11 protein-coding genes are annotated in these 22,620 nt (G+C 71.7%); 6 read left to right on the forward strand and 5 right to left on the reverse strand.

Annotation, left to right across the window (positions count from 1 at the left end):
* Positions 1 to 44: 44 nt before the first annotated feature.
* Together AC0HI0_RS16530 and AC0HI0_RS16535 are read right to left on the reverse strand one after the other, a co-directional pair.
* A complete protein-coding gene (locus tag AC0HI0_RS16530; RefSeq protein WP_480933254.1) occupies positions 45 to 1,316 on the reverse strand; it encodes a DegT/DnrJ/EryC1/StrS family aminotransferase in 1,272 nt (423 codons plus the stop codon).
* Between the two features lie 704 nt (positions 1,317 to 2,020).
* A complete protein-coding gene (locus AC0HI0_RS16535) occupies positions 2,021 to 3,589 on the reverse strand; it encodes a S8 family peptidase (protein WP_480934309.1) in 1,569 nt (522 codons plus the stop codon).
* Between the two features lie 187 nt (positions 3,590 to 3,776).
* Between AC0HI0_RS16535 and AC0HI0_RS16540 the strand changes: the two genes are divergently transcribed.
* Positions 3,777 to 6,659 (forward strand): ATP-binding protein, encoded by a 2,883-nt coding sequence (locus tag AC0HI0_RS16540; protein WP_480933255.1) that lies wholly within the window; start codon positions 3,777 to 3,779, stop codon positions 6,657 to 6,659.
* Positions 6,660 to 6,729: 70 nt separating this feature from the next.
* Here the strand turns inward: AC0HI0_RS16540 and AC0HI0_RS16545 are convergent, their stop codons facing one another.
* Both AC0HI0_RS16545 and AC0HI0_RS16550 read right to left on the reverse strand, forming a co-directional pair.
* Positions 6,730 to 8,544 carry a trypsin-like serine protease gene (locus tag AC0HI0_RS16545; RefSeq protein WP_480933256.1) on the reverse strand — a complete coding sequence of 605 codons (1,815 nt, stop codon included), beginning with the start codon at positions 8,542 to 8,544 and terminating at the stop codon, positions 6,730 to 6,732.
* A complete protein-coding gene (locus AC0HI0_RS16550) occupies positions 8,541 to 10,112 on the reverse strand; it encodes a S8 family peptidase (protein ID WP_480933257.1) in 1,572 nt (523 codons plus the stop codon). The genes AC0HI0_RS16545 and AC0HI0_RS16550 overlap by 4 nt, the downstream gene beginning before the upstream one ends.
* A gap of 415 nt (positions 10,113 to 10,527) precedes the next feature.
* Between AC0HI0_RS16550 and AC0HI0_RS16555 the strand changes: the two genes are divergently transcribed.
* Positions 10,528 to 10,863 carry a hypothetical protein gene (locus AC0HI0_RS16555; protein WP_480933258.1) on the forward strand — a complete coding sequence of 112 codons (336 nt, stop codon included), beginning with the start codon at positions 10,528 to 10,530 and terminating at the stop codon, positions 10,861 to 10,863.
* A gap of 150 nt (positions 10,864 to 11,013) precedes the next feature.
* Here the strand turns inward: AC0HI0_RS16555 and AC0HI0_RS16560 are convergent, their stop codons facing one another.
* A complete protein-coding gene (locus AC0HI0_RS16560; RefSeq protein WP_480933259.1) occupies positions 11,014 to 11,718 on the reverse strand; it encodes a hypothetical protein in 705 nt (234 codons plus the stop codon).
* A gap of 263 nt (positions 11,719 to 11,981) precedes the next feature.
* Here AC0HI0_RS16560 and AC0HI0_RS16565 point away from each other — a divergent pair, with 263 nt between their 5' ends.
* The 4 genes from AC0HI0_RS16565 to AC0HI0_RS16580 all read left to right on the forward strand — a co-directional run bounded on the left by AC0HI0_RS16565 (position 11,982) and on the right by AC0HI0_RS16580 (position 22,620).
* Complete coding sequence (locus tag AC0HI0_RS16565) at positions 11,982 to 15,053, forward strand: amino acid adenylation domain-containing protein (RefSeq protein WP_480933260.1); 3,072 nt, start codon at positions 11,982 to 11,984, stop codon at positions 15,051 to 15,053.
* 225 nt (positions 15,054 to 15,278) lie between these two features.
* Positions 15,279 to 19,325 carry a beta-ketoacyl synthase N-terminal-like domain-containing protein gene (locus tag AC0HI0_RS16570; RefSeq protein WP_480933261.1) on the forward strand — a complete coding sequence of 1,349 codons (4,047 nt, stop codon included), beginning with the start codon at positions 15,279 to 15,281 and terminating at the stop codon, positions 19,323 to 19,325.
* Complete coding sequence (locus AC0HI0_RS16575; RefSeq protein WP_480933262.1) at positions 19,322 to 22,420, forward strand: amino acid adenylation domain-containing protein; 3,099 nt, start codon at positions 19,322 to 19,324, stop codon at positions 22,418 to 22,420. Before AC0HI0_RS16570 ends, AC0HI0_RS16575 begins: the two co-directional genes overlap by 4 nt.
* Positions 22,417 to 22,620: an MbtH family protein gene (locus AC0HI0_RS16580; RefSeq protein ID WP_480933263.1), complete on the forward strand. Its 204-nt coding sequence runs from the start codon at positions 22,417 to 22,419 to the stop codon at positions 22,618 to 22,620. Before AC0HI0_RS16575 ends, AC0HI0_RS16580 begins: the two co-directional genes overlap by 4 nt.

The following is a 22,620-nucleotide window of genomic DNA, read 5'->3' on the forward strand; positions in this document are numbered from 1 at the left end:
TCTTGACTGCGGATCGGGGTGCGGCGGCACGCGGGTACGGCGGCTCAGTCCCCGGCGCGGTCGTCACGGGCGCGCACCAGCGCGTCGATCACGGACGCCATCCGGGCCGGTCCCGCGAGGAACACGCGGTGCGGCAGCACGACGGCGTCGGCCGCGGCCGTCCGCGCGACCGGCAGGTCGAAGCGGGTCGGGTCGAGCGCCGGGCGCCGCTCCGCGCGGGCCCACCCGGAGGTCAGCGGCTGGTAGAGCACGTTGCGGTCGAGCGAGTCGTCGATCGGCTCGACGGCCACGTCCAGCTCGCGCGCCAGGCGTGCGGCGACCCGGTGCTTGGCGTTCGCGCCGAACACGGCCGGGTCCAGGCGCAGGCAGTACTGGTAGGCGGCGTCCTCGGTGAGGGCGTCCGGGCGGACGACGGGCCGCACCCCGTCGACGCCGGCCAGCAGGCGCTCCAACTCCCGCGTCGCCTCCCGGCGCACGGCGTTCTGCCCGTCGAGCAGGTCCAGGCCGTCCACCGCGACGGCGGCGGCGAACTCGCCCATGCAGTAGTTGTAGCCCTGCACGCCGGGCAGTTCCTCCAACTCCAACTCGCCCACCGGCGTGCCCGTCCGCCGCCGGCGGCCGTCCACGCGCTTGCGGAACAGGCGGCCGGCCAGTTCCTCGTCGGAGGTGACGGCGACACCGCCCTCCCCCGAGGTGAGCAACTTGGTCTGTTGCAGGCTGAACGCGCCGACCGCGCCGAACGACCCGAGCCGCCGCCCGCGCCACCGCGCACCGTGCACGTGGGAGCAGTCCTCCAGCACCGGGATGTCGTGCCGGGCGGCCAGGGGCAGCAGCGCGTCCAGGTCGACGGCGGACCCGTGCAGGTGCACGGCCATGATCGCGCGGGTCCGCCCGGTGATCGCGGCTTCTACCGCGGGCACCGCGAGGCACAGCGTGTCGGGGTCGATGTCGGCCAGGACCGGCACCGCGCCGACCCGGAGCACCGCCGACGCGCAGGCCACCCAGGTCAGCCCCGGCACGATCACCTCGTCGCCCGCGCCGACCCCGAGCGCTTCCAGCGCGATCGTCAGCGCGGCGGACCCGTTGCAGGTGGGCACGGCGTAGCCGGTGCCGATGAACCGGGCGAACTCCTCGGCGAACCTGCGCTCCCACGACTCGTCGCCGGTGAAGGCACCGCTGACCGCCCACCGGCCCGACCTCAGCGCGGCCAGGAGGAACTCCTCGGTGCGGGCGGAGTGCTGCGGCCAGGGCGGCCACCCGCCCGGCGCCGAGCGCACTGCGCGTTTGCTGCCACGAACGTCGCCGACCTGCGTCATGAACGCCTCCGACCTGTTTGGAGCAGGTTTTGACGAACAACGGAAAGGAACAGCAGGGCCGACCACCAGGTTCGCATCGGAAATGCGCTGCGGGCACGTGGACAAATGCGGAGGTCGAACTCCCGATCCGCAGTTCGGAGAACCGACGGACTTTGTTGCCACTCACTTGCAACAACCATCCCGATCGTAGGATGGGTCACTGTCGGTGTCAAGGAGACGACGGTGCGTCAAAGTACGGCCGTCTTGAGACACTCTCATAGGCCATCCCGGCCCCTATGTCAAACCACCACACTCGAATGGCCGTCGAAGCCGTTCCGCCGGAGATTCCGGGTCGCTTGGCTTGAGAAACCCGACATCTCCGACAAGCGGCTACGCACTCGGCGGCGCTCCGGGCTATTTTGTCCGCTTTGTTCGCGGCCGGTTTCCGAATCGATGTGGACGCCGTCCGCTGAATTCCCGGCCACCGCTCCGGGAAACGTCGGGGGGAATTGCCGCACCGGCCGCGACCACCTCGTCAAGGCCGCACCGCGCCACTGCGCGGCGGCGGACGGTGTTCTTCCAGTCGATACGCGCCGGCGAATGGCGGCCCCACCGGGCCCGGATCGCGCAACCCGTCGAACGACGACCCGATCCGACGCGCCGGACCGCCGAAAACACGGACCCGCCCGCACCGGGAACAGGTGCGGGCGGGTCCGGGAATGCGGTCAGACGGTGATGGACCAGCTGTCGACGGTGCCGGTGTCGAAGCGGTAGACGTCGCGGACGCTGAGTTTCCAGGTCCCGTTCTTCGCCTCCGATGACAGGTTCACGGTGTAAGTGGCCCGCACGTCGTCGGCCGCGTCACCCGCCGACGACGCCTTGAGGACGTAGGTGCTGCCGTCCGGGGCGACCAGGTCGACGGCGAGGTCGCCGCGATAGGTGTGGGCGATCGCGACCTCGACCGACGCCGTCGCGGAGGCCGCGCCGTCGCAGCCGGAGACGGTGATCGGGCTGGTGACCGCCGCGCCGGCGTCGGGCACGGCGACGTCGGTGCCGTTGGTCTGCCGGGCGCAGCCCGGACCGGGGCCGCCGGCGGTGATCTCCTTGGTGTAGAGCAACTTGTTCGGCGACCCGGTGCCCGGGTCGCCGACCTTGCCGGGGGTGGCGAGGTCGGTGAGCGCCTTGGCCACCTCGGCGGGCGACGCGGTCGGGTGGCCTTGCAGGTACAGGGCGGCGGCGCCGGTCACGTGCGGCGTGGCCATCGAGGTGCCGGAGTTGCCGGCGGTGCCGTTGTCGCTGCTGTGCGACAGCGACGTGATGTTCCCGCCGGGGGCGTAGATGTCCACGCAGGTGCCGACGTTGGAGAAGCTCGACCGGCGGTCGCCCTGGTCGATCGAGGCGACGGTGATCGCCTCGGGCACCCGCGCCGGGCTGTAGTCGCACGCGCTCGCGCCGTTGTTGTTGCCCGCCGCCACGGCGTAGACGAAACCCGCCCGGATCGACGCCCGGATCTGCTCGTCGCCGATGCCGGTCTCGAACTGGCCGATGCTGATGTTGACCACGGCGGGCTTGACGCCGTTGGCGGTGATCCACTCGACGGCGTCGCTGAGCAGCGAGTCCGGGCCGTTGTTGTCGCAGCCCAGCACGCGCAGCGCGACGAGCTTCGCCTTCTTGGCCACGCCGTAGGTCTTGCCGACCGCCGTGCCGGAGGTGTGCGTGCCGTGGCCGTTGCAGTCGGAGGCGTCGTTGTCCTTGTCGAGGAAGTCGTAGCCGTGACGGGCCCGGCCCTCGAAGTCCTGGTGCGAGATGCGGACACCGCTGTCCACGCTGTACACGGTGACGCCCTCGCCGGTGGCGTTGTACTCGTACTTGCGGTCCACCGCCGTGTCGCGCTGGTCGACGCGGTCCAGGCCCCAGGTCGGGTTGGCCTGCACGTCCGCGCCGCGCATCTTCCCGTCCTGGTAGACCGTGCGCACGGCCGGATCGGCGGCGAGCCTGCGGGCCTGCTCCTCGGTCATGCCGTGCACCGAGTAGCCGCGAGTGGTGACCTTGTAGGTCGAGGCGATCGTGCCGCCGTAGGTCGCCACCAGCGACCCGGACACCGACTCGACCGCCGCGGCACTGGCGCCCGAGTCCTTGAGCACCACGATGTACTGGCCCTTGTAGTGCTCCTTGGCCTGCACGACGGTGCCGAGCGCGGGTGCCGCCGCTGCGGGCACGACCGCGCCCACGGCCGCCAGACCGGCGCACGCGACACCCACCGCGAACGCGGCGAGACCTGTTCTCCGACTCATCATTCCTGAACTCCCTCGTATGAGCGGGCGAGAAGGCAGGGAAAGCTCCGCTCGGAGACCCACCATGCGACAGCCGGCCGGGTTGGAGAATCCCGCGCCATATTTGTAGGGATACCCATTCAAAATTCCGGAATGATGCGCGGAACAGATCTTCTCAGCCCGCCGTGCGCGCGGGTAACGTGCGGTCGTGGCGCAACCAGACCTCCCCCCGGTGCGCAGGCCGACGTCGATCTTCGTCGGTCGCGCCACCGAACTCGCCGAGCTGGCGGGCACGGTGGCCCGTCCGCCCGCCGTGGTGCTGCTGGAGGGCGAGGCCGGGGTGGGCAAGACCCGGTTGATCCGGGAACTGCTGCGGCTGCCGCACGTCGCCGACCGCACGGTGCTGTACGGCGCGTGCCAACCGTTGCGGACCCCGCTGCCGTACGGGCCGGTGGTGGACATCCTGCGCGAGAACGGGTCCCGGCTGGACCGGTTCACCGGTCCGCTGCCCTCGGTCATGGGCGCGCTGCGCCCGCTGCTGCCGGAACTGGCCGCGATGCTGCCGCCGGAGCCCGAGCGCGGCGACGCGGCGGTCGAGCGGTACCGGGTCTTCCGCGCCGTGCGCGAGTTCCTCGCCGCCCTGGGGCCCGTTGTCCTGGTGGTGGAAGACCTGCACTGGGCGGACGAGGGCACCCACGACCTGCTGAGGTTCCTGGCCGGGCAGCCGACCGCGCAGCTGTCGGCGGTGCTGAGCTACCGCCGTGAGGAGCACCGGGTCGGCGGGGCGATGCTGTTGCCCGGCTCGGGTTACCGGCTGCTCGCCGACGGCCGCAACTCGTTGCTGCGCCTGCGTCCGCTGGGTCCGGGCCCCGTCGGCAAGCTCGCCGCCGACCTGCTCGGCACGACGGGCGTGCCGGAGGACTTCGCGCTCGAACTGCACCACCGCACCGCCGGGATTCCGTTCGTGATCGAGGAGGTCCTGCGCGAGGTCCGCGACGCGGGCGACCCGCTGCGGCCACGGGTGCTCGACCTGGTGGACATCCCGGTCCTGCTGCGCGACACCATGTCCGACCGGCTCGCCCGGCTCGGGCCGACGGTCGGCGCGGTCGTGCACGCCGCCGCCGTGCTGGACCTGCCGGCCACCGAACAGGACCTCGCGGCCGTCACCGGCCTGCCCGCGCGCCGGGTCGGCAACGCGCTGATCCGGGCGCTCGCCGCCGCCGTGCTGCACGAGACGAGCGGAACGGGCACACCCCGGTACGCCCTGCGCCACCCGCTGGCCCGGCAGGCCGTCTACGTCTCGATCCCCGGTCCCCAGCGGCGCAGGCTGCACGCGCGCGCGGCCGAACTGCTCGGTGCCACGCCCGACCCGCCGGTCGTGCGGCTGGCCCACCACCACCGGCGCGCGGGCGACCTGGCCAACTGGGCCCGCAAGACCCTGGCCGCCGTCGACCACGCCACCGAGGTCGGCGACACGGCGCTCGCGCTGCAACTGCTGGAGGACGCGCTCGTCGACGACGCGCTGCCCGCCCGTGCCCGCAACACCCTCGCGGTGCGGCTGAGCCGGGTGGCGCTCAACGGGATCGCGCACACCAGCACGGTCGAGCGGCTGTGGTCGGTGCTGCGCGACGAGGCGCTGGGCCGGTCGGCGCGCGCGGAGGTGCGGCTCAACCTGGGCCGGTTGCTGATCAACCAGGCCGGCCGGATCGAACTGGGCCAGAACGAGATCGAGACGGCCATCGTCGACCTGCGCGACCGGCCCGCGCTCGCGCTGCGCGGCATGGCGGTGCTGACGCTGCCCAGCTTCGGCACCCGCCCGGTCGGGTTCCACCTGCGCTGGCTGGCCGAGGCGGTGCGCACGGTCGAGGGCGTGGACGACCCGGAGCTGGTCGCGTCGGTGCGGGCCAACCAGGTGACCACGCTCGCGCAGGTGGGCGACCCGGCGCTGTGGGCGGCGGTCGCGGCCCTGCCCGAACCCGGGCGCTCGGCCCGGGTCCGGCGTCAGCTGAGCCGGGCGTACAACAACCTCGCCGACGCGGCGGCCTGGACAGGGCACTACGGCATCGCGCGCGAGTACCTGCGCACCGGCGGCGCGGTGCTGGCCGACGCCGACGTGCCGTTCCTGTCCATGCTCAGCACCGGGACCGGGCTGCGCCTGGACGCCGCCACCGGCCGCTGGGAGGCGCTGCCCGCGGCCGCCGCACTGCTGATCGAGCAGGCGGGCGACATGCCGTTCCTGGCGTGCGACGCGTGGATCGCGCTGGCCTGGCTGGCGATGGCCCGCGACGACCGGGACCTGGCCGAGCGGCACCTCGACGACGCCTTGGCCGCCGCCCCGGAGAACGCGCCGGTGTCCGCCTCGGTCGCCGCGTGCCGGGTCGCGATCTCCCTGGCCAGGGGCGATGTCGCCGCCGCTGCCGTGGGCGCGGAGCGCGCGCTGGCCCAGACGCGGCGCAAGGGCGTGTGGGTGTGGGCGTCCGACCTCGCTCCCCAGGCCACCCGGGCCTTCGTCCGCGCGGGCCGCGAGGAGCACGCACGGCGGTTGGTGGCCGAGTACGAGGAGGGGATCGCGGGCCGGGACGCGCCGCTCGCGGCCGCCGGTGCCGAGATGTGCCACGCGGTGCTGGCCGCCGCCTGCGGTGACCACCACGCCGCGCTGGTGCGCCTCGTCCGCGCGGCCGAGCGCTACGACGCCCTCCCCCACCCGCACGCCGGCGCGTCCGCGCGCGAAGCGGCGGCACGCGCCGCGCTGGAGCTGGACGACACCGGCACCGCGACCGTCCAGCTCGACCTGGCCCGCAGCGCGTTCGCCCGGCTGGGGGCCGAGCGCGACGCGGCGCGGTGCGGGCGGCTGGCCCGCCGGTTCCGGCGCGGGACCCCGCGCGGCCGCAAGAGCTACGGCGACGACCTGTCCCCCCGGGAGCGCGAGGTGGTCGAACTCGTGGCGGCGGGGCGGACCAACCGGCAGATCGCCGAGCAGCTGTACCTCTCGCCGCGCACGGTGGAGCACCACGTGGCCAAGGCGATGCGCAAGCTGGGCTTGCGCTCGCGCGCGGCGTTCGTCGCCGAATCGACCGGAACCGCCGACTGAAGTCCACTGTGGACACGCGGGTGGACCGGGTGGGGGCCCTGCGTGCCCCACCCGGTCCGGTCGCGACCCGCTAGCGCGTGGCCACGGTGAGCGTGAAGTCGGCCGAACCCGACTTGCCGCCGCCGGTGGCCGTGACCTTGATCTTGTAGGTGCCCGGCGTCGCCGCGAACGACGCGGTCAGGAACAGCATCGAGGACTGGCCGCCGCTGATCGTCGCGGGCAGCAGCTGCGCGGTGACCCCGGACGGGACGCCCTCGGTGGACAGCGACACCGACCCGCTCGCCCCGGCGACCCGGATCGTCGGGAACAGCGAGCCGCCCGGTCGGAGCGAGCCCGAGGCGGGCGAGAGCGACACGGTCAGCCCGCCGGGCTGCTGCCCGCCGTCGCCGATGGTCACGGTCAGCGTGGTCTGCTTGCCGACCGGGCCCGACGTGCCGGTCACCGTGACCCGGTACTCCCCCTTGGGCGTGCCCGCCGAGGTGGTGATCGTGAGCTTGCCGGTGCCGCCGGCGGTGATCGTCGTCGGCTGGAACACCGCCTCGGCGCCCTGCGGCAGACCGCTCGCCGACAGGGTGATCTCGGGCGGGGTGCCCCCGACGACCTCGCTGGTGACGTTGGTGGACGCCGACTTGCCGGGATCGATCTTGAGCGCGGCCGGGCTCACGCCGAGCCCGAACTCGTTGCCGGGACCGCCCTCGCCCACGACCAGGGTGACCGTCGCCTGCTTGGTCGCCGACGCGGTCTTGCCCGTGACGGTCACCGGGTAGCGGCCGTCGGGCGTGCCCGCCGCCGCGGTGAACGAGAGCTTCGCGGCCTCACCGGTCCTGATCGACGCGGGCTGGAACACCGCCTCCACACCGGAGGGCTGGCCCGACGCGGACAGCGTGACGTCCTCCGGCGTCGCGCCGGCGGTGGTGGTGACGCCGACCGAGGTGCTCGACCCGGCCGCCACCCGCACCGACGTCGGGTCGACCGCGATGCCGAACTCGGCGGGCTGGGTCGCGCCGACCTTCTCCTTGACCCAGTCACCCATCTCGTTGTCGAGCCTGCTCCAGATGCCGTACCACTTGAAGTCGGAGCGGCTCCAGGACGCGAGGCCGACGAGCTTGCCGTTGACCACCAGCGGGCCACCGCTGTCGCCGGGCAGGATCGTGGTGCGGCCGTCGGAGTAGCCCGCGCAGATCATGGTCGCGGCCTTGAAGCCCGCACCGACGCCCTGGCAGGCGCTCGCGCCGTCGACGATCGGGAAGCTCTGCTTGTCCAGCGAGACGTCCGCCGGGTTGTCGTCGTGGGTCTTCTTGCCGTAGCCCAGGCTCAGCCCCTGGTCGCCGACCTTCCAGATGCCCGCGTCCGCCGAGGTCGCGAACTTGGCCCACTTGTCCGGCGGGAGCGGGATGTCCTCGTTGGTCGTGACCACCGCGACGTCGTAGCCCTGGTCGAAGTTGACGTAGCGCGGGTGCAGGTCGTAGGACTTGACCGTCAACGTCGTGCCGGTGCCGACGTTGAGGTCGTCGAGCCCGTAGTTGAAGGTCTTGGTGCCCTCCAAGCCCGCGCAGTGCGCCGCGATGACGATGGACCGCTTGCCCACCACCGACCCGGTGCACGACTGGCCCTTGGGGCGGGTGCCGCCCTGGCGCAGCGCGGCGATCACCGGCGGGTACTCGGACAGGGTGGCGTCCTGTCCTTTGTAGATGAACGCCGAGGCGTCACCGGGCGGCGGCGACGGGGTGTCGCCCTCGAAGGTCGCGGCGGTCCGGACCGGTGCCGGGGCCGGGGCCGCGACGGCGACGACGGCCAGCGCGCTCACCGCGACGCCCGCCAGCGCCGCCGCGATCCGCGTGGAACGCTTGCGGTTGAACATGGTCGACCTCTCCACGGTGGTCACGGGGTCAGCGTCCAGGAGGTGATGGAGCCGGTGTCGTAGCGGTAGACGTCCGTGACGCGCAGCTTCCACGTGCCGTTCTTCGCCTCGCCCGAGGCGTTCACCGTGTAGGTGGTGTGGATGCCGTTCGCGTCACCGAGTCCGCCGGCCTTGCGCAGGCTCAGCACCGCGCCCGACGGGCCGACCAGGTCGACGGCGAGGTCGGCGGTGAACGTGTGGTCGATGTCGACCTTCACCGAGGTCGACGCCGACGCGTTGCCGGTGCAGTTCGCCATGGTCACCGGCGAGTCGGCCGAACCGGCGTCCGGGATCGCCACCGCGCCGGAACCGGTCTGCGGCGCGCAGGTGCCCGGGTTCGGGCCGCCGCCGAACTCCTTGACGTAGAGCAGCTTGTTGGGCGAGCCCTTGGGGTCGGCGACCTTGTCCGGTGTGGACGCCGCCAGCAGGGCCTGGGTGACCTGCGAGGGCGTGCTGCCGGGCTTGGCCGTCAGGTACAGCGCCGCCGCGCCCGCGACGTGCGGGGTGGCCATCGAGGTGCCCGACATCTGCCCGGACCCGCCGTTCTGCAACGTCGAGGTGATGTTGGTGCCGGGGGCGAACAGGTCGACGCAGCTGCCGTAGTTCGAGCCCTGGCCGTTGGTCCACAGCGACCGCTTGTCGGCGTTGTCGACCGCGCCGACGGTGATCGCGCTGGGCGTGCGGGCGGGGCTGGTCTGGCAGGCGTCGCCGTTGTTGTTGCCGGCGGCGATGGTCGCGGTGATGCCCTTGGCCACGACCTTGGCCACCGCGTCGTCCACCGACGAGTTGCTGCTGCCGCCCAGGCTCGCGGTCATCACCGAGTTGGCGCCCGCGTTGGCCGCGACCCAGTCGAAACCGCCGATGATCTGGGACCACTGGCCGCTGCTCTGGCAGTCGAGCACCCGCACGGCGACGATCTTGGCCTTCTTGGCCACCCCGTAGGTGGCGCTGCCGACCGTGCCGGCGACGTGCGTGCCGTGCCCGTGGCAGTCGGAGGCGTCGTTGTCGTTGTCGATGAAGTCGCGTCCGGAGGTGACCCGGCCGCCGAAGTCCGGGTGCGGGCGGTAGACACCGGTGTCGACGACGTAGACCGTCGCGCCGTCACCGTCGTTGGGGTAGGCGTACTTGTTGTCCACCGGCAGGGAGCGCTGGTCGATGCGGTCCAGTCCCCAGGTGGGGTTGGCCTGCTCGCCGACGGCGCGCGCGGTGCCGTCCTGCTCGACGTAGGCGACGGCCGGGTCCGCCGCCAGCCGCCGGGCGCGGTCCTCCGACATGGCGACGGAGAAACCGCGGATCGTGGCGGTGTAGGTGAGCTTGCGGGTCCCGCCGTAGCGGCCCGCGAGATCGGTGGAGACCGCGTCCACCGACGACGCCCCCGCGCCGGAGTCCTTGAGCACCACGATGTAGCTGCCCGCCACCGAACCCTGAGCCCCCGCGCTGCGAATCGTGCCCTCGGCGGGTGCCGCTGCGGCGGGTGCCACCGCGGCGACGAGCGCGGTGCCCGCCGCGGCGGCCACCACCGCCAGCGCACGCCTCGAATACCTGTAACCCATGAAATCTCTCCTTGTTCGCGCCCACGGCAGCACCGGGGACTGCCGGCCGCGAGGCAGGGAGGAGAAGGAGCGGCCGGCGCCGATCACCCTCCCCGAGCACCCACGCGGAGGGGAATGCGCGCGCAATTAAGTGGCGATACCCATTAAATCCCCACGCGGTATCGAGTCCGGGCGCGGAGGGCAGGCCCGGTGTCGGGCCGGTCCCGGGCCCCGCACCGGCAGGCGTGCGCGGCGATGGCGGCATCCTGCCTGGGGGACAAGGCGTTCAAGGGACCGAACCGACCCACCCCGGGAACCCGCGTGCCGGAAATGCGCCGGCAGAGGGGATGTTCCCGACACCCACCACCGCGTGCTCGTGTACGGTCCCGGGAAAATCCGGCAGATCGGTCGGCACTCGCCGGTGGGAGTATCCAGGATGAGTTCGCAGGTCGACGTCTACACCGGGTACCTGAGCCGTGCCGCCTGGTCGATGGCCCGGGTGGTGCTGGAGCGCGCGGAGAACCGGGTGGACCTGGTGGTCGAGGCGGTGTCGGCGGGCGACCCGACACGGCTCCAGCTCAGGTTCCTCGGTGTCACCGGGCTGGAGTTGCGGCAGCAGTGGGACAACTTCCCGCTCGGTCTCCAGGTCGTGGACATGACGGCCGACGGCTGGGAAGGCGTTCGGTACCGGGTGACCGATCCCGAGTACGACATCCTCGCGCTGTGGTGCGCGGAGTTCGAGGTCGGCACTCCCCCACCTGCCGGTGGGTGAATCGCGACGAGCGCCGCCGCCAGTACCTCCTCCGGTAGCACGTCGACGAACTCGTCGGCTCCCTCCAGCTGACCACGCACGCCATTCACGCGCGAGCGGGCTTCGGCGCACGGCCCCGACCGCCGCACGCCGAAGCCCGCTGCCCGGTGATCACCGGTCTTCGGCTGCCACGTCCCAGATGCCGGCGATGAAGTGGCCCGCCAACTTGGCGGTCACGATGGCCTGCTCCAGGTCCGAGCCCTTGGCGAGGGCCTCCTCGGTCATCCTGATCGCCCCGTCCAAAGCCTTGTCGGGACGCTTCTCGTACTTGGAGATGAAGTCCAGCAGTTCCTGCCGCACCCCGGCCTGCTCCTTCAGAGCGGGCGTCATCAGCACGCAGAACCGGTGCCACAGCGAGGTGTCGAGGTAGAGCAGGAGTCCGATGGCGGCCGGGTCGCAGCTCTCGAACAGCCACGTGATGAACCCGACGTAGCCCAAGGTGACCGGGTCTACGAGCTGCCCGGGGAACTCCTCCAGCCCGGTGCCGTAGGCCACGGCGGCGGCGTGGGCCAGCCGCTGGTCGTCGCGGAACATCGGGATCATTTCCATGATGTAGTCGGCGGTCACGTGGCTGGAGGCGAACCTGGCGGCGCCGACCGTGATCGGTCCCGCCAGGTAGACCAACGCGTTGTCCTCGATCTCCAGCAACCTGCGGATGTTGTCGTCGGTCAGCTTCCCCTGCTGCGTCCTCTTGACGAACGGGTTGTCCTCGGAGATGTATTTCATGGAGGCGACGATCTCGTCGGCGACCTGCTGCACGGAGAACTTGTCCGGGCTCTGCCGGCTCGCCTGTTCGCGCACGTCCGAAACGGTCATCAGTATTCTCCTCTGTGGTGGGACGACACCGGCCGACGCGCACCGCGAGGGCCGCGATCACCGTTTCCCGAATGATCACCGGAAGGGCCGGAAGATTCGCGTCGAACTCGACTGCGCCCGGTGCCGACGGTGTTCGTCTCGCCCAGTATGTCCGGGCAAATGCGCTGGTCAAGCCGAACTTCCGTGACGTGGAAGCCGGATGGACCACCGAAAGCCGACGCCCTACCGTTCCGGGCAACACCAGGCGGAAGGAGCACGTGACCATGGCCGGCGAGCGCAACCTGGACCACCGGAATGCCGTCTCCAAGTGGAACGAGACGGCGACTTCCTACCCCCGGCACTCGGCGTTGCACAGAATCTTCGAAAAGCAGGTCGGCCGCGGCCCGGAATCGCCCGCCGTCAGCAGGGGGGACGTCACGCTGTCCTACCGGGAACTGGATCGGCGGGCCAACGCGGTCGCCCACCGGCTGCACCGGGCGGGCGTGGCCGCCGGTGACCGCGTCGGGGTCGCCGCGCGGGTCTCGATCGAGGCCGTCACCGCGATCCTCGGCGTGCTCAAGGCGGGCGGGGTGTACGTGCCGCTCGACCCCGCCCACCCGCGGGCACGCCTGTCGGGGATGTGCGATCAGACCGGGGTCGGGGTGATCGTGGACGGCCTGGACGACGTGCTGCCGGAGTCGCTGGAGCGCGACCGGGTCTCCTGGCACGTGGAGCCGTCCGACGAACAGGAGTCGCCGCCGGAGGTCACCGAGCGCGAAGGCCGCGATCCCGCGTACATCATGTTCACCTCGGGCACCACGGGGAAGCCCAAGGCGGTCAGCGTGCCGCACCGCGCCCCCGCGAGAGTGGTGGTCGGCTGGGACGGGCTCGTCGTCGGGCCCGAGGACACCTGGTTGGCCGCCGCCGGCCTGGCGTTCGACCTGTCCTGCATGGAGATCTTCGGCGCGCTGCTCAACGGCGCGCGCCTGGTGCTGCTCGACCCGCACACCGCGCTGTCGCCCAACCTGCTCGCCGAGCGGATCGAAGCCGAGCGGGCCACCGTCCTGATGCTCAGCGCCGGGGTGTTCAACGAGGTCGGCTCCTACCGGCCGGACATGTTCGCCCGGCTGCGCTACCTGGTCTCCTGCGCCGACGTGATGAACCCGGCGGTGGCCAGGTCCGTGCTGGCGAAGGGGAGGCCGCGGCACCTGGTCAACATGTGCGGTCCGACCGAGACCGGGATCATCTGCACCTGGCACGTGGTCGAGGACGTGGAGCCGGGCACCACCGTGCCGATCGGCCGGCCGGCCCCGAACACCACCAACTACGTCGTCCGGCCGGACGGCGAACTGGCCGACGTGGGCGAGGCCGGTGAGCTGTGGTCGGGCGGCGACGGCCTGGCCGTGGGCTACCACGGTGACCCGGACCGGACCGACGAGCGGTTCGTCCCGAACCCGTTCCCCGACTTGGCGACCTCCGACGTGCGGCTGTTCCGCACCGGCGACAAGGTCCGGTGGCTGGCGGACGGCTCGGTCGAGTTCCTCGGTCGCGTCGACCGCCAGGTGAAGCTCAACGGCTACCGGGTCGAGCTGGGCGAGGTCGAGGCCGTCCTGTCGACCCACCCCGAGGTCCGCGCGGCCGTCGCCGACGTCCGGCCCTCGCCGTCCGGGCACGACCGGCTGGCCGCGTGGGTCGTGCCGGTCACCGGGTCCGCCCCGCGCGAGTCCGGGGGCGGGGAGCGCGAGCGGTTCGCCGAGCGGGTGGGCGACTACGTTCGCGACCGGCTGCCGAGGTTCATGGTGCCCGCCGACCTGTGCGTGCTGGACGAGCTGCCGCTCAACCGCAACGGCAAGCCGGACCGGTCCCGGCTCCGGGTCGAGAGCCCGGCGACGCCGTCGTCCGATGCCGGGACCGAACTGGAAACCACGACCGAGCGGGCCGTGGCCGAGGTGTGGGGGGACCTGCTGTCGGTGCCGCCGCTGGGGCCGGACGACAGCTTCTTCGTCCGGGGTGGACAGTCGATCCAGCTGGTGCGCGCGGTGGCCTCCGTGCAGGACGGGCTGGACCTCCCGGTCGAGAAAGCCCCCGAGCTGATCAACGCGATGCTCGAAACCCCCACGGTGCGGGAGTTCGCGCAGGCCGTCGACCAGGTCAACACCGACGCCCCCGACGAGCACCGGGAGACCACCCGGCTCGACCTGTGGGCCGAGACGCGGTTGGACGACCTGCTCGACTTCGGGCGTCCTCTGGCGGGAGACCTCCTCGACCCCCGGCACGTGCTGCTCACCGGCCCCACGGGATTCCTCGGCCCGTTCCTGCTCGACCGCTTGCTGCGGCACACGAATGCCACGATCCACTGCCTCGTCCGCGCGGAGCACCGGGCCGCGGCGCAAGCCCGCCTGTCGTCGAGCCTCCGCCGCTACGGCCTGTCCGCCGACCACCCGGGTTCCCGCGTGGTCGCCCACGCCGGCGACCTGTCCCAGGCCGATTTCGGGTTGCCGGAGCAGGACTTCGACGCACTGTGCCGGACGGTGCAGCTGGTCGTGCACAACGGGGCGCACGTCAACTTCGTCTACCCCTACGCCGCTTTGCGGGCCGCCAACGTCGACAGCATGCACACCATCCTCCGCCTGGCCACGACCCACAGCCGCAAGGCGGTGCACTTCGTGTCCAGCATCAGCACCTTGTCCGGGGCCGGCCGAGGTGGTGTCGTCGCCGAGGACGACCCGTTGCAGGAACCGGACAACATCACGATGGGCTACCCGCAGACCAAGTGGGTGGCGGAAACCCTGCTGAGCCGGGCTTTCCAGCGGGGCCTGCCGGGCAGCATCCACCGGCCGTACGAGATCAGCGGCACCACCGACTCCGGGCTCTGGAACACCGGGACCCAGATGACCGCGCTGCTGAAGACCGTGGCGGAAACGGGCGTGGCGCCGGACGCGCGGTTCCCGCTGAACCTCGTCCCGGTCGACTTCGTCGCCGACGCGCTGGTCCACCTGATCCGCCACCAGGAACCCGACGGTCGGGTGTACCACGTGACCAACGGCGAACCCGCCGACTCGTACCTGCTCATCGACCGGATGCGCGCCCGTGGCCGGTCGATCGCCGAACTCCCCTACCAGGAGTGGGTTCAGGAGTGCGTCCGCGAGTCCTCCGAAGACCCGGAGTTCCCGCTGACGCCGTTCCTGCCCACCTTGACCTCGGGAAGCGAGCACCTCGCCGGGCAGGTGCCGCCGCATGGCAGGCACAACTTCGCAACCGCGATCGCCGACGGTGGTCCGCAGTGCCCGCCGGTCGACGCGGACCTGGTCGACCGCTACCTGGACTACCTGGAGCGCTGCGGGTACATCGTCTGAGCCCGTGGCCCGACGTCCCGCCGAGAGCGGTCGGTTCGAGGCTGGGCACCTCTCCGGGCACCGGTGCGGCGGAGGCCGTCCGAGCATCCATCCACATGATCGACCCCAGTCAGGAAGGGCAAGCCGGTGAGCAGGAACAGGGACGACAGAGGCCCGACGCAGGAGTCGCCGTCGCGACAGCCCGAGCCGGACCGTGAAGAATCCATTGTAGACAGCCGCGGGCGTGTGTCCGTCGATGACGTGCGGTCGCTGTGGTGCGAGGTCCTGGGCGTTTCCTCGGTCGGCGTCGACGTGCCCTTCTTCGACGCCGGCGGGACGTCGCTGCTCGCGATCAAGGTCCACAAGCTGCTGACCGACCGGCACGGCGTCGAACTCGACATCGCCGCGCTGTTCGAGCACCCCACCATCCGGCAGCTCGCCGAGCACATCGGGGCGCAGGAGCCCCAGGCGTCGCCGAGCGGCGAGGACGACGGCCCGATCCCCGCCGACCCGATCCCCACCGGCGCGACCACGATCGCCATCGTCGGCATGGCCGGGCGCTTTCCCGGCGCGGCGGACATCGATGAGCTGTGGGAACTGCTCGACGGGTGCCAGGAAGGGCTGACGCGCGACCCGTCGGCGGACGAACGCGAACACGGCGGGGCACGGGAGGTGGGCGTCCTCGGTCGGCCGCAGTCGGAGGACGAGTTCGACGCGGCCCTCTTCGGCTACCCTCCCGCCTTCGCGCGCGAACTCGATCCGCAGCAGGGGTTCTTCCTCGAAACGGTCTGGGAGGCACTCGAACACGCCGGATATGCCCCGACCTCCCTGGAGGGACGGGTCGGCGTGTTCGGCGGGGCCAGCGTCGCCTACCGCTGGCTGGACGTCTTCCACACCGCGGACGACGATGACGTGGCCAAGCACCGCGCGGAGTTCTCCAACCCCATGCAGCTTCTCAGCGCGCACACCGCGTACAAGCTCGGCCTGCGCGGACCGGCGTTGACCGTCAGCACAGCGTGTTCCACGTCGTTGGTAGCGGTGCACATGGCGTGCCGGAGCCTGCTGACCGACGAGTGCTCGCTCGCCGTGGCCGGCGGAGTCAGCCTGCTGCCGCCCGGCACGACCTCCTACGTCTACGAAGAGGGCGGCATCCTGTCCCCGGACGGTCATTGCCGACCGTTCGATGTGGACAGTCGTGGCACCGTGCCCGCCGGTGGTGCCGGGGTCGTGGTGCTCAAGCGCCTTGAGGACGCGGTGGCCGACGGCGACACCGTGCACGCGGTGATCCGAGGTTCGGCCGTGAACAACGACGGCGACCGCAAGCCCGGGTTCACCTCGCCGAGCGTCGAAGGGCAGATCGACGTCCTCACCGCAGCCCATGAGGCCGCGGGCGTCAGCCCCGGCGAGATCGACTACGTCCAGGCGCACGGAACGGCGACCCCGTTGGGCGATGCCATGGAGGTGCGTGCGCTTGCCCGGGTCTTCGACGACTCGGCCGCGCCCCGTGCGAACGAGTGCGCGCTCGGCTCGGTCAAGGGCAACCTGGGGCACATGGACGTGGCGTCCGGTGTCGTCGGGTTGATCTCCACCGTCCTGGCCATGCGGCACAAGCGGATTCCCGGGGTCCTGCACTTCACCCGGCCCCAACCGGACCTCAAGCTCGACCAGTCGCCGTTCCACGTCAACGCGGCCACGATCGACTGGACGCCGCCGGAGGGCGCGGTGCGCCGGGCGGGCGTCAGCGCGTTCGGCATAGGCGGGACGAACGCGCACGTCGTGGTCGAGGAAGCGCCACGTCCGCGCTTCCTTCCCGAGCCGGTGTCGCGCCCGCAGGTCCTCCCGCTCTCCAACCGCGAGCCCTCGGCGTTGGATCGTGACTGCGCACGTCATTCCGAGCACCTGTGGAACGTGGCCGACCAGGTCTCCCTGTCCGACGTGGCCTACACGCTCCAGCTGGGCCGGGACGCGTTCGCCCACCGGAAGGCCGTGGTCTGCGAGACGCCACGGGCTGCGGTCGAACTGTTGACCGCGAAGGAAAGCGAGGACGTGTTCACCGGGCTGGCCGGTGAACCGAAGGTCGCGTTCCTCTTCCCCGGCGGCGGATCACAACACCACGGCATGGGGCACGAGCTGTACGACGCCGAACCGGCGTACCGCAGCGCTTTCGACGAGTGCGTGAACCTGTTCGACGCGGCCCTGGACAGCGACTTGCGTTCGCTGATCTTCACGGCCGAAGCCGCCGACGTGCCCGAGGGCCAGGGCTTGTCGCGCCCCTCGCTGAACCTGGCCGGCATCGTCGTCACCGAGGTCGCGCTGGTGGCCCTGCTGCGTTCCTGGGGCGTGGTCCCGTCGATGCTGCTCGGGCACAGCCTCGGCGAGTGCGTCGCCGCTCACGTCGCGGGCGTGCTGACGCTACCCGACCTGGTCGACCTCGTCGTGCTGCGCGGGCGGCTGTTCGACGACCTGCCGCCGGCGGCCTCGCTCGTGATCGGGCTCGGCGAGGACGAGGTCAACCCCCTGCTGGGCGAACAGCTCTCCCTGGCGTGCGTCAACAGCGCCAAGAACTGCGTGGTCTCCGGGCCGGCGGAGGACATCGACCGGTTGGAGCGCGACCTGGACCGCGACGGCGTTCGCGTGAGTCGGCTGGCCTTCGCCTCCGGAGCGCACTCCAAGGCCCTGACGCCGGTACTCGGCGAGTTCGAGGAGCACGGCGCGAAACTGGCGCAGCGCAAACCCGCGATCCCTTTGGTGTCCGGGATGACCGGCGCGTGGATGGACCCGACCCGGGCCCCGGACGCCGGCTACTGGGCCAAGCACCTGCGCAACACGGTCCGCCTGGCCGACAGCCTGACCACCCTGCTGGACGACCCCGCGATCGCGCTGGTCCAGGTCGGTCCGGGGCAGACGCTCACCCGGGCGGCGCTGCTGCACCCCGACTGCGGCGGCGAACGGCTGGTGGCCACCACGTTGCTGCCGGACGCTCCGGAGGCCCACCTGATGGCCCGCCTGCTGGCCCGCTTGTGGTGCCACGGCGTGGAAATCGACTGGAACGCCGTCCACCGCGACGCGCGCCAGAGGGTTCCGCTGCCGACCTCCTCGTTCACCCGGACGCCCCGGGAACCACGTCGGAACAACGCCGTGCCGGTCACGACGACCGGTAACGGGGACGGGACCGCCCAGGTGCTGGAGGACCTGTGGTGCGAGCTGCTCGGGGTGGACGCGGTCGCGCCGGAGGACGACTTCTTCCGATCAGGCGGCGACTCGCACCTGGCCGTCTCCTTCAGCCGCAAGATCCAGGAGCGGACCGGCACGCGGATGCCCGTGCACGCCCTGCTGGAGAACTCGACCTTCCGGGCCCTGGCTGCCGCGGTGAAGCCCGCCGGGGAGGCGGACCCACTGCTGATCACGTTGCGCGCCAACAACTCCACCCGGGCACCGCTGTACCTGGTCCAGCCACTGGGCGGCACCGCCTACTCCTACCGGGAACTGGTCGGGCACCTCGCCCGGGACCGGAGCGTGTACGGCTTCCGCGCGTGCGGGCTCGAACCAGGGGAACCCGTCCTGAACACGATCCCCGACATCGCGGCACGCAACGTGGCCGAACTCCTCGCCGACCGGCCGACCGGCCCGTACGTGCTCGGCGGTCACTCGGCCGGTGGCCTCGTCGCCCACGAGATGGCGGGTCAGCTCGCCCAGGCGGGCCACCAGGTCCCGCTGGTGATCATGATCGACAGCCCGTCCCCGGAGCAGCGCCAGGACCTCGCCGACCCCGACGACGTCTTCGCCTCCCTCGACAGGTTCCGCGAGACCGCGCCGCGCGCCTGGCACGCGATGCGCGACGTGCTGGAGCACGAACCGCGCGGCCGCGAGGTCATGGTGGCGACGGTCGAGGCGATCCGCCGACACCGGCCGGTGCGCGTGCCGTCCGCCCTGCTGTACTTGCGGGCTCTCGACCAGGACCACGACGGCCCGCCCCCGGAGGACTACTGGGAAGGACTGTGCCACGGTGGGTTCACCGCGCACACGATGCCCGGCAACCACCTGACGGTCGTAGAGCCGCCGCACGTCCGGGCCGTCGCCGAAGTGATCGACAAGGCCCTGGACCACGCCGGGCAGTCGCCCGTTCCTTCCGGCGTGGCCACGCCGGAAGTCGTCGTGCGGACGCCGTCGGGGTTGCTGGTCGAAGGACTGACCGTCGAACAGACGGCGGAACTCGTCTCCCGCGTCGGAGGTGTCGCCGACGGGGGCGGCGTTCCCCAGGACGACGGACCGCACGGGAGGGCCGGGTCATGACGGAATCGACGCTGGTGGAGGAGTTCAGGGCGCAATCCGTCGCCGAGAACATCGCGGTGCGCAGCCATGACCGCAGCCTCACCTACGCCCGACTCGACCAGGAGTCCGACGCGCTCGCACGGACGCTTCGCGCCAAGGGCGTGGGGCCGGAGACGGCGGTGGCCCTGCTGGTGGAGACCTCGGTCGACTACGTCGTCGCCGTGCTCGCGGTCGTGAAGGCCGGCGGTTACTACGTGCCGGTCCGGGCGAGCGACCCTCCCGCGCGCACGGCGGCCATGTTGAGCGCGCTCGACGCGCTGGTGATGCTGACCGACCGCGCCAACCTCGCGCAGGCGCAGGAATCGGGCATCGCAGTGGTGCTGGTCGACGACAGGGCGGAGGAGGTGGGCTCGCGGACCGCGTCGCCGGAGCCGTCCGTCGAGTCGCTCGCCTACGTCATCCACACGTCCGGATCGACCGGCACGCCGAAGGCCGTGGGCGCCACACACCGTGCTGTCAAGGAGTTCGCGCGCAGCCGCGCGTGGCGAACCCGAGGGCGACGCCGGGTCCTGCTGCACTCGCCCCACGCCTTCGACGCCTCGACCTACGAGCTGTGGGTCCCGTTGCTCAACGGCTGGGAGATCGTCGTCCCCGACCAACCGTTCTACGGCATGGACCCGGCGGCGTTCGAGCGTGCGATCACCGGGCACGGGGTGACCGACGTGTTCCTCACCGCCGCCCTCTTCGCCGCCTTCGCGGAGATCCGGCCGGACTGCCTGGCCGGCGCGCAGGAGGTGTGGTTCGGTGGCGAAGCCGCCTCGGCCCCGGCCGTGCGGCGGGTGGTCGAGCACTGCCCGAACCTGAGGCTGGTCAACGTCTACGGCCCGACCGAGACCACCACGTTCGCCACGTTCCACCCGATACCGACCGACGAACCCGTGCCCGACCGGGTCCCCATCGGCGAGGCGATGCCCGAGATGGGCGCGCTGGTGCTGGACGGCAAGCTCTCCCCCACACCGGAAGGCGAAACCGGCGAACTCTACCTCTCCGGGGCCGGCCTGTCCCGGGGCTACCTGGGCAATGCCGCAGCGACCGCGGAGCGGTTCGTCGCAGACCCCTCAGGCCCGCCCGGCACCCGCATGTACCGCACGGGAGACCTCGTCCGCCGAGGGCCCGCCGGGTTGGAGTTCCTCGGCCGAGTCGACGGCATGGTCAAGCTGCGCGGCTTCCGGATCGAACTCGGCGAGATCGACACGGCGCTGACGGGGTGCGCGGACATCGCGCAAGTGGCCACCGTCGTCCGCACCAACCCGGTCGGCACCGAACAACTGGTCGCCTTCGCCCGGCCGACCGGCGACCACATCGACCGTGCCGCGGTGCGCGCCCGGTTGGCGGACACGCTGCCCGACTACATGCTCCCCAGCCAGATCGTCGAAGTCGACGCGCTTCCGCTCAACCCGAACGGCAAGATCGACCGCGCCGCCCTGGAAAGCCGTGACCTCGACGGGGAAACCGCGGTGCCGGAAGCCATTCCCCCCACCGAGGCGGGGCGGGAGATCACCGCGATCTGGGAAGAAGTCCTCGGTCGGACCAACGCGGGGATGAACGACTCCTTCTTCGAAGCGGGCGGCGACTCCATCCGGGCCATGATGGTGGTGCACCGGCTGCGGCAGCGCCACGACGTGAGCCTTTCCGTGCGGGCGATCCTGGAGGCCGGCACGCTGGGCGGTCTGCACGCCCTGGTGGAGGCCGCGCCGGACCCGGCCCGCGCGACGCGACCCCTGCCGCCCGATCCGCACGCCGAGCCCGTGCTGACGGTCGGACAGCACGGAATGCTGCTGTACAGCCGTTTCAGCTCGGGTGACAACCTCTACACCGTGCCGTTCGTCCTCGACGTCCCGCACAGGCTGGACCCCGAGGCGCTACAGGCGGCCCTGGTCGACGTCGTGCAGCGGCACGAGCCCCTGCGCACCGTCTACCCGATGGACTCCGAAGGCACGTTCCGCCTTGTCGTCCGTGCACCGGAAGTCCCCTTCCAGACCCGCGCGGTGGCGGCCGATGCCGTCGAGGACAACATCGGACGGGCCGTGCGGACGGGATTCGACCTCGCCGGCGAACCACCCCTGCGCGCCACCCTCTTCGACGTGGACGGCCGGCGGAGCGTGCTGCTGTTGCTGATCCACCACATCGCGTGCGACGGCACCTCGATCGTCCCGCTGTTCGACGATCTGGCCGTCGCCTACCAAGCCCGCCGCACGGGAACCGCAGGGCTGCGGCCCACGCGGTGGCGGTTCAACGACTTCGCCCGCTGGGAGCAGGCTGCGATGGCGGATCCGGACGGCACGTTCGCGGACCAACTCGACTTCTGGCGACGTTCCCTCGACGGGCTGCCGGCCGAGCTGCCCCTCCCGGTCGACCGGCCCCGACCGGCACGGCCCTCGTACCGCAGCGGCGTGGTCTCCACGACCTGGCCGCCGGCGGTCCACCGGGCCGTGACCGAGTTGGGGCACCAGGAGAACAGCGGGCTGTTCGCGATCCTGCAAGCGGGACTCGCCGCCGTCCTCACGGACCTGTGCGGCGAAACCGACATCCCCATCGGCACGGTCACCGCCCACCGCCCCGACGCGGCCTGGGCCGACCTGGTCGGGTTCTTCGCCAACACGCTCGTGCTGCGCGTCGACTCCTCGGGGAAGCCGACGTTCCGCGAACTCGTCCGGCGCACGCGCGCCACCGTGCTGGACGCCTTGGACCACCAGGACGTCCTGTTCAGCAGGGTGGTCGAGGCGGTCAACCCGCCACGCCGGTACGGCCGCCACCCGCTGTTCCAGGTCGCGGCGGCCCTGCGGGACGCCGAGTGGTCGAGCGTCGGGTTCGACGGGGCGCGGGCGGACGTCCGCGTCGGGAGCGCCGGGGCCACGATGTTCGACCTGAAGTTCGAATTCACCGTCACGCACGGAGATCGCGCCGCACTCGGGTGCGTGCTCGAATACAGCGAGGAGATCTTCGACGCGAGCACCGCGAGCCGCATCCTGGACCGGCTGCGCGCGTTCCTGTCCGACGCCGTGCGCCGTCCCGACGACGAGATCGGCACGATCTCCCGACAGGACCGGTCATGACCAATCCCTTCGACGATCCCGAGGGCACGTTCCACGTGCTCGTCAACGACGAGGACCAGTACTCGCTGTGGCCGTCCGCCGTCGACGTGCCGAACGGTTGGCGCGTCGTCGTGGAGTGCCGTTCCCGGGACGAGTGCCTCGACCACGTGCGGACGAACTGGACCGACCTGCGTCCCGCGAGCTTCCGCCCCGAACCGTGA

Source organism: Saccharothrix sp. NBAS 001 (assembly GCF_056640475.1).